Genomic DNA, 15,382 nt, shown 5'->3' with positions numbered 1-15,382 from the left:
GTCAACCTCGGCGCGGAATGCGCGGCGTCGTTGCCGCAAGCCGAAGAATCGAGTCGAAAATCGCTCTCTTAATACAAATATCCGTCGACCGGGCGACCATTGAATCGCATTCGGTCGGACAACGGTTGGTCCACTTGGTCCACGCCGAGCGCCATTTGCCGCATCACAGGCCGGCGCCGATAATCGCCACGTCAACCCCCCAGATCCCCAGCCCTGGCGCGTGGACTCGACACGCGGTCCAGCCCGGCGACACAGTAAATCACCACGTTCACGAAATCGTCAACCACGGCGGTACCGGTACCGCGGATTTTTGTCCAAAATGGACCACGGAATTGCCGTAGTCGAGCACTTGACGGAACTGCGAGGCCTCCCTATGGTTCGATTCGGCAGCCCTGGAACAACGGGTCTGCGGCAGGCACTGGGCTCATTCCCGTTCAATGGGATTTCTTGGGGGTAGGTCATGCGATCGTTGCCGAATGCGCGCGTCCTGGCGTCGCTGCGGCGCACCCTCATCACGGGGACGAGGGGCAAGCACGTCGATGACTAGTTCTCATCCCGGCCAAGGCACCTGGCACCCGGCGACGCCGACCCAGCAGGGCATCTGGATTCTCGACCGGATCGAACGGCTTCGCCCCACCTACCTGTTGCCGACCGTCCTCGAATTCACGGGTCCTCTCGACTGCGCATTGTTGACTTCGGCCGTGGAACGCGCGCTGGGACGCCATGACGCGCTGCGCTCGCGGTTCCGGCTGCACACCGCCGCGCGGCGCGTCGAATATCGCACCGATGGGTCCGCGCCGGAAGTCGGCTTCACCGACGCGGTCGCCGACGGCTGGTCCGCCGACGAGGTGGAGCGCCTCGTGGAAGCGCTCTGCTATACGCCGTTCGAGCTGGCCGAGGAAGCACCGGCGCGGGCCGAGGTGATCCGCCTCGACGCCGTCCGCACGCTGCTCGTGCTGACCGTGCACCACATCGTGTTCGACGGGGTGTCCCGGCAACTTCTGGTGAACGAGATCGGCGCGACCTACCGGGCGCTCGCCCGAGGTGCCGAGCCGGAGCTCCCCACCTCGCCGCACCCCGCGGAGGTGCAGGACGGCCAGGACGACGAGGGATTCGCCGGACGGGTCGCCGGCGTGGTGGATCGGTTGCGCGGCGCCCCGACCACGTTGGCGCTGCCCTACGACTGCGACCCGGAGAGCCCCGAGCTGTCGATGATCGGCGCCACCGCCGACACGATGTTGGACGCCGACGCCACGCAAGCCGTGCTTGCCATCGCCGGTCAGGAGGGCTGCACCGTTTTCATGACCGGCGTGGCGCTGCTGGCCGGCACCTTCGCGCGGACCACCGGGCAGACCGACTTCCTGTTCTCGGTCGTCTGGCCCGGACGGGACGACCCGGCCGCCGCGGACGCGATCGGCATGTTCATGACCACGCTGGTGCTGCGCGTCCGGCTCGACGCCGGCACCTCGTGGCGGGAACTGCTGCGGACCGCACGGACCGCGGGCATGGAGACGTTCATCGACTCGGACGTGCCGCTGGACGCGATCGCCGCCGCGCTCGACCCCGACCGCGACCTCGTCCGTCCGCCGATGACCCCGGTGCTGGTCAACCTGGCCGACGCACCGGAACCGCCGGAGCTCGCCCCCGACGTGGTGGGTCAATTCCAGCCCTTGCGCCCGGAGTACAGCAAGTGGGACCTCGCGCTGTTCGTCCGCCTGGACCAGACCACCGGGCGAGGGCGGCTCGCGCTGTCCCTGAACCACCCGGCGGAGCTGTTCACCGCGCCAACGACCACCCGGCTACTGGCCGCACTGCGCCGCAGCGCAGCCGACCTCGCACGCGACCCGGAGGAAAAAGTGCTGAACCAGCCTTCCACGAACCAGGCCGACTTGGCCGACCCCGCCACGCGGCTGGGCCTCGTGCGCTCCATCTGGCGGGAGGTCCTCGACACCGAGCACGTCGACGACGACGTCAGCTTCTTCGACGCGGGCGGCGACTCGCTGCGGCTGGTGATCCTCGTGGAGCGGCTCAGCCAGGAGTCGGGCCGGGCGCTGCGGACCGTCGACCTGTTCCGCGCCGGAACCGTGCGCGGGCAGGCGGAGCTGCTGGCCGCCCCGGCCGAGAAAGCGACCGCGGGCCAGGGCAGCAGCCGCGACCGGCTCCTGGGCTCGGTGCGTGATCGCCGCACCGGAACCGAGCGCAGCTGAAGCCAGCTCCCGTGGTCCGCCCGACTCACGAGGGCGCGCGGGCCGAAGGACGCCGAAACCCGGTGGCAAACCTGAGCGGGAAGGGAACGAGTGACCAACACCGAGAACGCGGTCGCGGTTGTCGGGATGGCATGCCGCTTGCCCGGCGCGAACGACATCAAGGAGTTCTGGGAGCTGCTGCGGGACGGCATCGAGGGCATCACCCGGTTCGACGTCGAGGACCTGGTGCATACCTTGGGCGCGGACCCGGACGACGTGCGCCGGCCGAACTTCGTGCCGGCCAAGGGCATCCTCGAAGGTTCGATGAACTTCGACTGGCCGTTCTTCGCCTACCACCGCGCTGAGGCCGCGCGAATCGACCCCCAGCAACGGGTCTTCCTGGAGACGGCATCGTCCGCTTTGGACGATGCCGGCCTGGATCCGTCCCGGTTCGACGGCTGGATCGGCGTGTACGCGGGCGCCGACCGCACCCACTCCGGCACCGGCCTGGACCTGAATCCGCTGGACCGCGTGCTCGGGCTGGAGAAGGACCACGTCGCCACCCGCGTCGCCTACAAGCTCGGGTTGCGCGGCCCGGCGTTGACTGTGCAAACGTCGTGCTCCACCTCACTGGTCGCGATTCACATGGCGGTGCAGAGCCTGCTGAGACGGGAGTGCGACGCCGCGCTGGCGGGCGGCGTCGCCGTGGCACCCAAGGGCGAGTGGGGCTACTGGCACGAGCCGGGCGGCCCACTGTCCGCGGATGGGCACTGCCGACCGTTCGACGCGTCCGCCACCGGCACCGTGCCCAGCGAGGGCGTCGGCGTGGTGGTGCTCAAGCGGCTCGCCGACGCGCTGGCGGACGGCGACCGGATCTCGGCGGTGGTGCTCGGCTCGGCGCTGAACAACGACGGCGCGGAAAAGATGGGTTACACCACACCGTCCATCCCCGGCCAGCGGGATGTCATCCGCTACGCGCAGAAGCTCGCCGGCGTCGACGCGGCCGACATCGACTACGTCGAGGCACACGGCACCGCCACCCCGATCGGCGACCCCGTCGAGGTACAGGCCTTGACCGAGGCGTTCCGGATGTCCACCGACGCGGTTGGCTACTGCCTCCTCGGCGGAGTGAAGGGCAACCTCGGCCACACCAGCGCGGCGGCGGGCGTGGCCTCCTTCATCAAGACGGTGCTGATGCTCGACCACGGCGAAGTGGTGCCCAGCCTGCACTTCGACGAGCCGAATCCGATGCTGGAGCTCGAGGACACGCCGTTTCGGGTGTGCACCGAACACCAGCCGTGGCCCGACCGTGGTGCCCGCCTGGCGTCGGTCAGCTCGTTCGGCGTGGGCGGCACCAACGCGCACGTCGTCCTGCACGGCCCGCCGGACCGTGACCAGGCCGCGCCGCGGCCGGGCGGGACGCTGCTCCCGCTGTCGGCGGCGACGCCGGAGGCGCTGGCGAGGCTGCGCGCCGACCTGGCCGGCGCGGTGCGCGAGGAACCGGACGTGCACGCCGTGGCCCGCACGTTCGCCGGGCGCCGCGTCCACAAGCACAAGCAGGCGTTCGCGGTTTCCGACCCGGCGCACGCCGCGGACCTGCTGGCCGCCGCGGGCGACCCGGCGCAGCCGCGCCCGCTCGGCAAGGTCGCGTTCCTGTTCCCTGGGCACGGCACCCTGCGGTACAACGCGGGTGCGCCCGCGTATCGGCTGCTGCCCGGCTTTCGCCGCCGGTTCGACGAGATCCGGGACGCCGTGCTCCAGCGATGCGGCGTCGATCTTTCGCCGGTCGTGGCCGAGGACGACAGCGCGCCCGAGTGGTTCGACGAAGGCGTGAACCAGCAGCTCGGTTTGTTCGCCCTCGGCTACGCGCTGGGCCGGCAGCTCATGGACTGGGGCATCACCCCGGTCGGGATGTTCGGCAACAGCATCGGCGAGTTCGCGCCGGCCGCCCTGGCCGAGGTGTGGTCGCCGGCCGACGCCGCCGCCCTGGTGCACGAGCGGGCCCGCGTGGCGTGGGCCGAGGCGCCGCCCGGCCGCATGGTCGCGGTGAATGGCACCTCCGACGAGGTGCTGCGCAGGATCGGCCCGGACCACGCGGTCAAGGTGTCCGTGATCAGCCGCGGCGGCGTGGTGCTGTCCGGACTCGAGTCCGATGTGGACGAGCTGCTGGGTGGAGACGCCTTGACCGGACTCGACGTGCGGATGCTGGCCGTGGACCGGCCTGGGCACTGCGCGTTGCTGGCCCCCGCTGCCGAGATCCTGCACAAGGTCGTCGCGGACACCCAGGCGTCGCCCGCGGTGCTGCCGCTGGTGTCCGACACCACGGGCACCTGGGCCGACCCGGAGGCTGTGGCCGGACCGGATTACTGGGCCGCGCAATTCACCCGGCCGGTGCTGATGGACGCCGGTGTGGAGACGTTGCTGGACGCTGGCGTCGACACGTTCCTGGAGCTGGGCCCCGGCGGTTCCATGCTGGGCGCGGTGCGCTGGAACGCGCGCTGGGACGAAACCCGCACCGGGCTGCCGCTGCTGGGTCGCGCCGAGGACGGCGACCTGGGCCTGCTGCGGGCGCTGGGCACGCTGTGGGAGCGCGGCGTGGACGTGCTGAGCGAAACCGTGCTCGCGGGCACCGGATCCCTGGTGCGCCGTTCCCTGCCGCCGCACCCGTTCCTGGGCCAGGACCCGAACGGCGATCAGCCGGTGCCGGCCGCCGTGCGGACAAAAGCGCAGCCGGTGCCGATCACCGGCGAGGACTCGGTGCGACCGGTGCTGGAGCGGTTGTGGGCCACGGCCCTGGGACAGCCGCCCGCCTCCGATGCGGACCACTTCTACGCGCTGGGCGGCGAGTCGTTGATCGCGTTGCACCTGATGAGCCGGCTGCGGGAACAGTCCGGGCTCGTGGTGTCACTGGCCGAGTTCTCCCCCGAACCCACGTTCGGGCGCCTGGTCGAACTGGCCGAGCGGGACCGGCCGAAAACTCCGGCGATGCGCTCGCCGGTGAACACGGTGCGGCTCCGGGACGGCGCGGGCCGCCCGCTGTTCCTTGCCGCCGACGCCGCCGGGACCGCGCTCAGCTACCAGGCGCTGGCCGACCGGCTCGACGCGGACCGCCGGGTGTACGGGCTCGAGCCCGTACCCACGGACCGCGTACATCGGTCCGTGGCGCGACTGGCGGCGCAGCAGGTGGACGCGGTGCTCGGCATCCAGCCCGAGGGCCCGTACACGCTGGGCGGGTGGTCGTTCGGCGCGGTCGTGGCGCACGAAATGGCCCGCCTGCTCGTCGCGCGCGGCGAAGTCGTCGACGCGCTGCTGTGCATCGACGCGTTCATGCCGGGCCGGCGCGGCATGCCGCTGGGGCTCGACCCGGAGTTCGTGTACAGCCAAGCCTTCTTCCAGGTGGCCGGCGTTTTGAACCTGGGCGAGGTCGGCCGGCAGATGCGGCGCAACCCCGCGCTGCGCAAGCTGCTCCTCGAAAAGGCGCGTGTGCTCGCACCGTACCGGCCACGCGCGGTGGACTGCCCGGCCGTGGTGTTCAAGGTGGGCGTGAACGCGCGCGGAGCGCAGCGGCTCACCACCCGCCTGGCCCCGCTGTACGGCGGCGGCGTGCGCGTACTCCCGGTGCCGGGGAACCACTGGTCGGTGCTGACCGAGCCGCACGTGCATCGGCTCGCCGAAGACCTGCTCACCACATTGCCCGGCGTCGCGCCGGTGCGGAATTGAGGTTGTGGATGTCGTCCACCGAACCGCGCGAACGCGGCACCGGTACGCAGGACCGCGTGCTCGACGCGGACCCTCCCGAGCCCATGTCCGAGCCGGACGCCGCGGCACCGGAGACTCCGGAGACGCCGGAGACGCCGCTGATCAAGAACTGGAACTTCCAGGCGCTGTGGAGCAGCGAGGCGTTCGCCGCGGTGGCCAAGGAGACCGCGGAGATCGCCTACCCGCTGCTGATCCTGGCCACCACGGGGTCGACGCTGTTCGCAGGCATCGTCGGATCGGCGCAGCTGATCACGGCGAGCCTGATCTCCATCCCGGCGGGCACACTCGCCGACCGGCTGGACCGCAGACTGCTGCTGATGGGCTGCAACCTGGTCCGGGTCGTGCTGCTGGCGTTGTTCAGCGTGCTGATCTTCACCGACAGCGCGAACATGGCCGTGATCTTCGCGATCGCCCTGAGCTCGGCCGTCTGCTTCGGACTGTCGCAGCCCGCCGGGCTCGCCGCGATCAAGGCGCTGGTGCCGGCGTCCCAGCTGACCCAGGCCACCGCGCAGAACCAGATCAGGTACTTCGGCGCGACCGTGGCCGGACCCCCGATCGGCGGCGCGCTGTTCGGAGTGGCGCGGGCGTTCCCCTACCTCGCGGCGGCGGTGTCGTTCCTGGTCTCCAGCCTGCTCCTGCTGTTCGTGCGCAAGCCGATGCAGAGCGAGCAGAGCCGGTCGGCCAAGGAGAAGGGCGGCACGGTCGAGGGCTTCCGGTTCCTGTTCAAGCAGCCGATCCTGCGCCCGCTGATCATCTGGATCATGGGGTCGAACATGGCGTTCACCCACTCTGGTGTGTTCCTCGCGCTGATCGCGACCGCACAGGGCAGGGGCGCGTCGGAGTCGTTCATCGGCGCCACCCTCGCCGTGGCCGGCCTCGGCGGGCTGTTCGGCTCGCTGATCGCAGGGTGGGTGTTCAAGAAGGTCAAGCCGTCGGTGATCGTCCTGTACGGCGCGTGGATCGGTCCGGTCGTGGCGATCCTGCTCGCGGTCACCCCGGGGGTGATCCCGCTGGGCGTCATCGTGACCCTCGTGTTCATCCGCGGCCCGATCATCAGCACCCTGTTCCTGTCCTACCTCGCCGCCGTCGCCCCGGACAAGGTCCAAGGACGCGTGCTCGGCGCGGTGTTCTTCATGTCCATGAGCGCGGCGCCGATCGGTGTCTTCCTGGTCGGCGCGGTGTTCGATCTGGCCGGATCGACGTGGGTGTTCATCACCATGTGCGTGATCTCGGGTGTGGCCGCGCTGCCGACCCTGACCAAGCGCATCCGCACCCTGCCCGCCCCGGAAGCCGTCGCCGTATGACCGTCATCGGAGGAGAAGGAATGAGCACCGAAGCGCAGCCGGGCGTCGACTACGAAACGCTCCCTCCGGAGTTCTTCACCGAGCCGACCTACCCCAACCGCCACGCCGACAACGCCCGCCTGCGGTCGAAGTGCCCCGTGCACCAGGTCGATCACCCGATCGGCGCCGAGGCGTACATCGTCATGGACTACGAGACGGTCGGCAGCCTGTTCTCCGACCCGCGGCTTTCCAAGAGCGTGGACAACGCGCCGGCGTGGTGGCAGGACCTGCTGAAGGACTCCAGCCCGACCCTCATCCGCAACATGCTCACCGCAGACGCCCCGAAACACACCCGGCTGCGCAAACTCGTGGCGCAGGCGTTCACCCCGCGCAAGATGGCATCGCTGCGGCCGAGAATCCAAGAGACCACCGATGATCTGATCGACGCCTTCGCCGACGGCAAGGCCGACCTGTTCCACGAGTTCGCGCTGAGCCTGCCGCTGAAGGTGATCTGCGAGTTCCTCGGCGTGCCGTTCGACGACCGGGACAAGCTGCACGAGTGGGGCCTGCTGCTCAGCGGCGCGCCGTACGCGACCGACGAGGAGAACCGCCGGCTCAAGTGGGCCAGCGACGGCATCGAGCAGTACCTGAAGGACCTGCTGGCCGCCCGCCGCGCCGAGGAACTGGGCGAGGACCTCGTCAGCACGTTGATCCGCGCCGCCGACGAGGACGGCCGATTCACCAACGACGAACTGGTGTCCACGCTCATCCTGCTGATCAACGCCGGGCACAAGACGACCGCGTACACGATCAGCAACGGCATGGAGGCGCTGTTCGCGAACCCGGACCAGCTGGAGCTGCTGCGCGGCGACCCGAGCCTCGCGCCCGGCGCGATCGAAGAGTTCCTGCGCTACCAGCCGCCCGTCTACCGCGGCACGCTGCGAGTGGCGGCCGAGGACATGGAACTGGCGGGTGTGCGCATCGGAAAGGAAGCGTTCGTGCACCTGATGATCAGCTCAGCGAACCGCGACCCGAAGGTGTTCGAGGACCCGGACCGGCTGGACATCACCCGCACCGGCAACCGGCACTTCTCCTTCGGCCACGGCGCACACTTCTGCCCGGGCTCCCCGTTGTCGCGCCTCGAGGGCGAGATCGCGTTCACCACTCTGCTGCGCCGGCTGCCGGACATCGCGCTCGCGGCGCCGCGCGACGAGCTCCCGTGGCTCTATGACAACTCCGTCGGCCGCGGTGTCTCCAGCCTGCCGATCACCTACACCATGAAGCTGCCCCGCTAGTTCTCGACCGCACAACCCTTGGGAGCAACCACATGACCGACATCCCCGTCACGCTGATCACCGGTGGTGGCAGCGGCATCGGAGCCGCCACCGCGCGACAGCTGCTCGACAAGGGGCAGCGGGTGGCCGTCGTCGGACGCGGCCGGGAGCGGCTGGACCGGTTCACGAAGGAGGCGGGCGAGCCCGCCGGGCTCCTGACGATCCAAGGCGACGCCGGGGACTGGAACGTCGTCCGGTCGGCGGTGGCCACCACGCTGGAGCGGTTCGGCCGGCTGGACGCCGTGGTCGCGAACGCGGGCTGGGCCACGCACGACGACATCGCTGAGGGCGACCCGGCCGGCTGGCGGGAAATGGTCCTGACCAACGTGCTGGGACCGGCGCTCCTGGTCCGGGCCGCACTGTCCGCGCTGAAGGAATCGAAGGGCCGGATCGTGCTGGTGGGCAGCGTCGCCGGGCACGCATACTCGGCGGGCAACATCTACGGCATCACCAAGTGGGCGGTCACCGGGCTGGCGGAGAACACCCGCCGTCAGGTCACCTCCGACGGCGTCGGCGTGACGCTGGTGTCGCCGGGCCGCACCGAGACGCCGTTCTGGGACGAGTTCGGCGGGCTGCCGGACGGTCTGCTGCTGTCAGCGGACCAGGTCGCCGACTCGATCGTGTTCGCGCTGGGCCAACCGTCCGGGGTGGACGTCAACACCATCATCGTCAGGCCCATCGGCCAGCCTGCCTGAGGGGACGAGAAGTGAAGATCGGACTGGTGTGCCTGCCGTTCGCCGGGGCGGGAGCCTCGTTCTTCCATCCATGGGCGGCACTGACGGCACAGGCGGGTGACCGGCTGGTCGTCGTGCCGGTGCAGCTGCCCGGTAGGGAGCGGCGGATCGACGCCGAGCCCTACCGGGACGCCGTGGTCGCGGCGGACGAGCTGCTGCCGGACGTGGTGCGGCAGCTCGACGGCCTGACCGACGTGGTCCTGTTCGGACACAGCCTGGGTGCGGTGCTCGCCTACGAGCTCGCGCACCGGGTCCTCGCCCACCCGGACCTGGTGCTGCGGCACCTGTTCGTCAGCGGTTCGCCGGAGCCGCACACCCAGCGGCCCCGGCGTGCCACCGGCCTTGGCGACGACGAGTTCCTGGCCCGGGTGTCGGAATTCGCCGGGTTCAGCCACGCGGCACTCGAGGACTCGGAGATGCGCGAGCTGATCCTGCCGACGCTGCGCGCCGACGTGGAGATGCACGAGAACTACCGGCCGAGCACGAACGACCGGCTGCCCGCTCCCCTCACGTCGCTGCGCGGGTCGCACGACTCGCTGGTGACTGCGGCCGAGGGCGCCCGCTGGTCCGAGGTGGCCGGCGCCGGGTTCGAGTACGTGGAGCTGCCCGGCGGGCACATGTACCTGACCGAGTCGGCACCCGAACTGCTCAAGCTGATCGACGTCGCGGTCTAGGGGAACAGGCGATGCGGTTGAGCGGAAAGGTCGTCGTCCTCACCGGGGCGGCCCGCGGGATCGGCCGCGCGATCGCGGTCGCCTGCGCCACCGAGGGCGCAGACCTCGTGCTGCTGGACGTGTGCGCGGACCTGCCGGGCGTGCCGTACCCGCTGGGATCGGCCGGCCAGCTCGAACACACGGGGGCCCTGTGCCGGGATCGGGGCGCGTCGGTGCTCACCGCGAAGGCGGACGTGCGCGACACCGCGTCGGTACGGGACGCGGTGGCGGAGGCGGGCGAGCGCTACGGGCGGATCGACGCGGTGGTGAACAACGCCGGCATCGCCGCGCCCTCGGGCAAACCGGTGCACGAGATCACCGAGGACGAGTGGTCGCTGATGCTCGAGGTCGACCTGACCGGGGCGTGGCGGCTGATCCGCGAGGTCGGCAAGGCCATGTGCGAGAAGCGCTCGGGCAGCATCGTGAACATCGCCTCCACCGCGGGACTCGTCGGCTACCGGCACTTCGCCGGGTATGTGGCGGCCAAGCACGGGCTGATCGGGCTTACCAAGGCCGCGGCGCTGGACTACGCGCCGCTGAAGGTTCGGGTGAACGCGGTGTGCCCGGGCAACGTGCGGGACACCACCGAGGGTGAGGGCCGGATGCTGCGGGAGATCGCCGGCGCGCTGGACGTGCCGGCGGACGAGCACGTCGCGGCGTTCACCCAGTCACAGCCGATGAACCGGCTGATCGAGCCCGACGACGTCGCCGGGGCAGTGGTGTTCCTCGCGTCGGACGACTCCTCGCAGGTGACCGGTTCGGTGCTGACCGTCGACGGCGGCTTCACCGCGCACTGATCAGGAGGACATGTGTTTGCAGGTGCCCGATGCCACGCGCTGCGCGTCCGGCTCGCCGCGGCGGTCCGCCCGGAGGTGCTGACCGCACCCGGCTGGTCCCGGCTGTGGGTGGAGGACGTGCCCGCCGAATCGACCGAGCCGGTCGCGCGATGGCGGCGCGAGACCGAGCTGAGCCGCGCGGCGACCGGCCTGCGGTGCACCCTGCTGCGCTACCGGGACGAAGTCGCGGACCTGGTGCTGGTGGCGGATCGGGGCTTCCTGGACGCGGCCGGGCTGCGCGCGGCGGCGGCGGCGCTGACCGGCGCGGACCCCGTGGAGCCGGCCGGGAGCGAGGTGGTGGCGGTCGCGGCGGCACCGGTGCCGGACTGGGCTTCGGCCCCCGACCCGGTGGACGCGGGCGCGTTCGAGCTGGTCCTGCCGCGGTCCGAGGCCGGGACCGCAGACAGCTGGCGCACTGCCCTCGCGATCACCCTGGTGCGCTACGCCTCGGTCGACTCGCCGGGCTGGGCGGTCATCGGCACCGACCGGGGCGCGCTACGGGTGACGCCCGGAGCCGCCGTCGAACCGACCGGCGAACCGGCCGCAGTCGGACTGCTGGTGTCCGATGTGGACTTCGGTGCCGACGAGTACCGGCCCTGCCTCACGCCACCGTGGACGTTGACGTTCTCGTTGTGGCGCAAGGGTGACTCGGTCCGGCTGCGCTGCGACCACCAGGCGGGGCGGATCTCGCCGGAGCAGGTCGAGCAGTGCGCCCGGCACCTGGCGCGCGTCCACAGGCAGGTGGTGGCCGACCCGGACGTGCACGCCGACACGGTCGATCTGCTGGACGAGGCGGAGCGCCGGCGGGTGGCCGAGCTGGGCCGGCCGGACCGGGCGTCGAGGGCCATGCCGACGCGGATCGACGCGGCGTTTCGCGCGGTCGCGGCCCGCTCCCCTGGCCTGGTGGCGCTGACCGACGGCGAGGTTTCCCTCACCTACCGCGAGCTGGACGAGCGCTCGGACGCGGTGGCGAGCGGGCTGCGCGCGCTGGGCGTCTCGGACGGCGACCGCGTCGGGGTGTGCCTGGAGCGCACCGCGGAACTCGTCGTCACCCTGCTGGGCGTGCTCAAGTCGGGCGCCGCCTACGTGCCCACCGACCCCGCATATCCGGCCGAGCGGCTGACCTACACCGCGCGGGACGCCGGTCTGCGACTGGTGGTCACGCGGCTGGCCGAATTCTCCGGCGCCGCGTCCCCGGTGACGCCCGACGACGTGGTCGCGGCAGGGGCGGAACCGGTGACCACCTCGGGGTCGCCGGACGACCCCGCGTACGTGATCTACACCTCCGGGTCGACGGGCCGGCCCAAGGGAGTGGTGGTGCCGCACCGCAACGTCATCGCGTTGCTGGACGCGACCCGCGAGGAGTACCGGCTCGAGACCCGGCGGGCTTCGGACGTGTGGACCCTGTTTCACTCCAGCGCGTTCGACTTCTCGGTGTGGGAGATCTGGGGCTGTCTGCTCACCGGCGGCCGGCTGGTCGTGGTCCCGTACTTCGTCTCCCGCGATCCGGAGAGGTTCCGCGATCTGCTGGTGGCCGAGCGGGTCACTGTGCTCAGCCAGACGCCGTCGGCGTTCGCGCAGCTCCTCGAAGTGCCGCACGACGACCTGGCGGTGCGGTTGGTGGTCTTCGGCGGCGAACCACTGGACCAGCGGGTGCTGCTGCCGTGGTTCGACGCGCACCCCGAATCGGTGTGCCGGGTGGTGAACATGTTCGGCATCACCGAGACCACCGTGCACGTCACGCACCAGACGATCACCCGGCGGCACGCGCTGGCCGGCTCACGGTCGGTGGGACCGGCCCTGCCCGGGTGGCACGTGTACGTGGTGGACCCGTCCGGCAGGCTGCTGCCGCCGGGTGTGCCCGGGGAGATCTGGGTCGGCGGGGCCGGGGTGGCGTCCGGCTACCTGGGCCGGGACGACCTGACCGCGCAGCGCTTCACCGCGGACCCGGTGTTGCCGGGCGGCCGGGTCTACCACTCGGGCGACCTGGGCAGACTGCGGCCGGACGGCACGCTCGAACACCTGGGGCGCATCGACAGCCAGGTCAAGGTGCGCGGGTTCCGCATCGAGCTCGACGAGATCCGCGCGGTGCTGCTGGAGGACCCGGACGTGCTTGCCGCGGCCGTCGTGGTGCGCCGGGACGACCCGAACGACGCGGCCACCGCCCGGATCGACGCGTACGTGGTGCCGGTGCCCGGTGTTTCCGATGCGACGTCGAACGTGCGCAAGCGAGCCGCCGGCATCCTGCCCGAGTACATGGTGCCGACCACGGTGTCCACTCTGGAATCCCTGCCGCTGACCACGAACGGCAAGCTGGACACGGCGAAGCTGCCGCCACCGGCGACCCCGGCGAAACCGGTCGGCCCGCCCGCGGACGGCGACGACCTCGCGTCGCGGCTGCGCGAGGTGTGGGGTTCCGTGCTGGGCGTCCCGGTGGGGCTGGACGACGATTTCTTCGAGCTGGGCGGCAATTCCCTGTTCGCGGTCCGCATCGGGGCGCGCATGCGGGAAGGAGGTCTGCCACCGCTGCACCTGCGCGAGCTGTACCGCCACCCGACGATCCGCTCCGTCGTCTCGGCTTTCGGTCCACCACCGGCCTCTGTGGACAGTCCTGTGACCGGACTCGAGGCGCGGACGGTCCGTGCCTCGGGATGAGGCGTGCACCCAAGGATCGACAGCTACCCGAAAGCGGGCGAGCCCGACTGACCGTCCCGTGTTCCGCGGAGGCGGGTTACTGGAAAGGATGACGGCGATGGTCAAGTCGCTCTACGAACTGGGCGAAATCCCGCCCATGGGCAGCGTGCCCGAGCAGATGTACGCCTCGGTGATCCGCCCGGAGCGCTACGGTCCGCCGGCCAGCGCTTTCGAGATCGAACGATTGCCGGTGCCTGAGCTGGGCCGCGGCCAGGTCCTGGTGCTCGTCATGGCGGCCGGGATCAACTACAACAACGTGTGGTCCGCGCTCGGGTCGCCGCTCGACGTGATCACCGCGCGCGCAAAGGCCGGCGACCTGAGCGGTTTCCACATCGGCGGCTCGGAGGGCTCCGGCGTCGTATGGGCGGTCGGCGAGGGCGTCCGCGACGTCCGGATCGGCTCCGAGGTCGTGCTGTCCGGGCTCCAGTGGGACGAGACGGCCGCCGACATCAGGCTCGGCGCAGACCCCGTGCTGTCCACGTCGCAGGCCGTCTGGGGCTACGAGAACAACTACGGCTCTTTCGCGCAGTTCACCGTTGTCGACGAATATCAGTGCCACCCGAAGCCCGCCAACCTCACGTGGGAGGAGGCGGCCTGCTTCATGCTGACCGGCGTCACGGCCTACCGGCAGCTGCTCGGCTGGCCGCCGCACGCCGTGCGGCCCGGCGACCCGGTCCTCATCTGGGGCGGCGCCGGCGGGCTGGGCTCCATGGCCATCCAGATCGTGCGGATGTTCGGTGGCGTCCCGATCGCGGTCATCTCCGACGACTCCCGCGCTGAACACTGCCTGCGGCTGGGCGCCGAAGGCGTCATCAACCGCAAGGAGTTCGACCACTGGGGCAGGTTGCCCGATGTGATGGACGAAGAGGCGATGGCACGGTGGACACACGGCGCACGCGGCTTCGGCCGCCGTATCTGGGACGTCCTCGGCGAGCGCCGTTCGCCGCGCATCGTGCTGGAGCACAGCGGCCAGGACACCATCCCCACCTCCATGTACGTGTGCGACTCCGGTGGCATGGTGGTGATCTGCGGCGGCACCAGCGGCTACAACGCCGACCTCGACCTACGGCACCTGTGGATGCGACAGAAGCGGCTCCAGGGCTCGCATTACGCCAACTCGCGTGAGTGCCGCGAGGTGACCGAGCTGGTCGGGTCCGGCCGGCTGGACCCGTGCCTGTCGTGGTGCGGAGACCTGACCGACGTGGGCCGGGCACACCAGCTCATGCACGACAACGCCCATCCGCCGGGCAACATGGCCGTCCTGGTCAACGCGCCCCACACCGGGCTGCGCGATCTGGAGTCCACGCTCGCCGCACTCGTCCCGGCCTGAGCCGCGCCCGCTCGGCCACGCCGTGACGACGGCGTGGCCGAGCCTCCCTCGGGGCGTCCCCGGACCGGTCACACCGCAGCCGCAGCCCCCGCCGGTGCCCGACGGCACGGGCGACCAGGTGCTTCGCGATGTAGTCCGCATCCTGTCCGGCGCCGCCGACCAGCATGGACGAGAAGGCGGTCTGGAAGGACAGCCCGACGAAGTACAGGCCCGGTGACGAAGTTGCCAGTGGCTCCGTTCGTGCAATGGCGTGCCGGTACACGACCTCGCCGACGAGCTTCGGGGTCACCCATCGGGCGCGTGCGGTGTCTTCGCGCGGGGGCGTCGTGGCGAACGGATGGGTGCGACGTTCCAGCGGCTCGAGCAGTCGTTGCAGCCGGGCGCGTTCCGTTGCGGAGAACCCGGTTCCTTCTCCGGACTAAGAGATCAGTTCAGAATGAGGTCGGTGTGTCTGCGTTGTGGGCGGCGGCGGGTAGTCCAAGATCGTCAGGGTGCGTGAGGAGATCGTGACCG

9 protein-coding genes and 1 pseudogene are annotated in these 15,382 nt (G+C 70.8%); 9 read left to right on the top strand and 1 reads right to left on the bottom strand.

The features are described from left to right. Positions 1 to 539: 539 nt before the first annotated feature. From AB0K15_RS43660 to ccrA, 9 genes are all read left to right on the top strand, one after another. Positions 540 to 2,207, top strand: a complete 1,668-nt coding sequence (locus AB0K15_RS43660; RefSeq protein WP_364065754.1) for a condensation domain-containing protein — start codon at positions 540 to 542, stop codon at positions 2,205 to 2,207. A gap of 90 nt (positions 2,208 to 2,297) precedes the next feature. After that, positions 2,298 to 5,906, top strand: coding sequence for a beta-ketoacyl synthase N-terminal-like domain-containing protein (locus AB0K15_RS43655; RefSeq protein ID WP_364065751.1), 3,609 nt, complete (start codon positions 2,298 to 2,300; stop codon positions 5,904 to 5,906). Between the two features lie 8 nt (positions 5,907 to 5,914). Next, positions 5,915 to 7,249: an MFS transporter gene (locus AB0K15_RS43650; RefSeq protein ID WP_364065746.1), complete on the top strand. Its 1,335-nt coding sequence runs from the start codon at positions 5,915 to 5,917 to the stop codon at positions 7,247 to 7,249. A gap of 20 nt (positions 7,250 to 7,269) precedes the next feature. Beyond that, a complete protein-coding gene (locus tag AB0K15_RS43645) occupies positions 7,270 to 8,523 on the top strand; it encodes a cytochrome P450 (RefSeq protein WP_364065743.1) in 1,254 nt (417 codons plus the stop codon). A 32-nt stretch (positions 8,524 to 8,555) separates the two neighbouring features. Beyond that, entirely contained in the window at positions 8,556 to 9,257 is a 702-nt protein-coding gene (locus AB0K15_RS43640; RefSeq protein WP_364065740.1) for an SDR family oxidoreductase, read from the top strand. An 11-nt stretch (positions 9,258 to 9,268) separates the two neighbouring features. Further along, positions 9,269 to 9,970, top strand: a complete 702-nt coding sequence (locus tag AB0K15_RS43635) for an alpha/beta fold hydrolase (protein ID WP_364065737.1) — start codon at positions 9,269 to 9,271, stop codon at positions 9,968 to 9,970. Between the two features lie 11 nt (positions 9,971 to 9,981). Then, entirely contained in the window at positions 9,982 to 10,806 is an 825-nt protein-coding gene (locus AB0K15_RS43630; protein ID WP_364065734.1) for an SDR family oxidoreductase, read from the top strand. A gap of 12 nt (positions 10,807 to 10,818) precedes the next feature. Then, positions 10,819 to 13,500, top strand: a complete 2,682-nt coding sequence (locus AB0K15_RS43625; RefSeq protein ID WP_364065731.1) for an amino acid adenylation domain-containing protein — start codon at positions 10,819 to 10,821, stop codon at positions 13,498 to 13,500. A 97-nt stretch (positions 13,501 to 13,597) separates the two neighbouring features. Further along, complete coding sequence (gene ccrA, locus AB0K15_RS43620) at positions 13,598 to 14,869, top strand: crotonyl-CoA carboxylase/reductase (RefSeq protein ID WP_364065728.1); 1,272 nt, start codon at positions 13,598 to 13,600, stop codon at positions 14,867 to 14,869. Positions 14,870 to 15,122: 253 nt separating this feature from the next. On the opposite strand, the pseudogene AB0K15_RS43615 reads toward ccrA, so the two are convergent. Beyond that, positions 15,123 to 15,278: pseudogene (locus AB0K15_RS43615) on the bottom strand (DNA ligase); the annotation flags it as partial. Positions 15,279 to 15,382: the final 104 nt, after the last annotated feature.

The sequence above is a fragment of the Amycolatopsis sp. NPDC049253 genome, from assembly GCF_040678995.1.
Classification (GTDB): Bacteria; Actinomycetota; Actinomycetes; order Mycobacteriales; family Pseudonocardiaceae; genus Amycolatopsis.
Note: the sequence above shows the minus strand (reverse complement) of the source record. Positions and strands in the feature narration are given on the sequence as shown.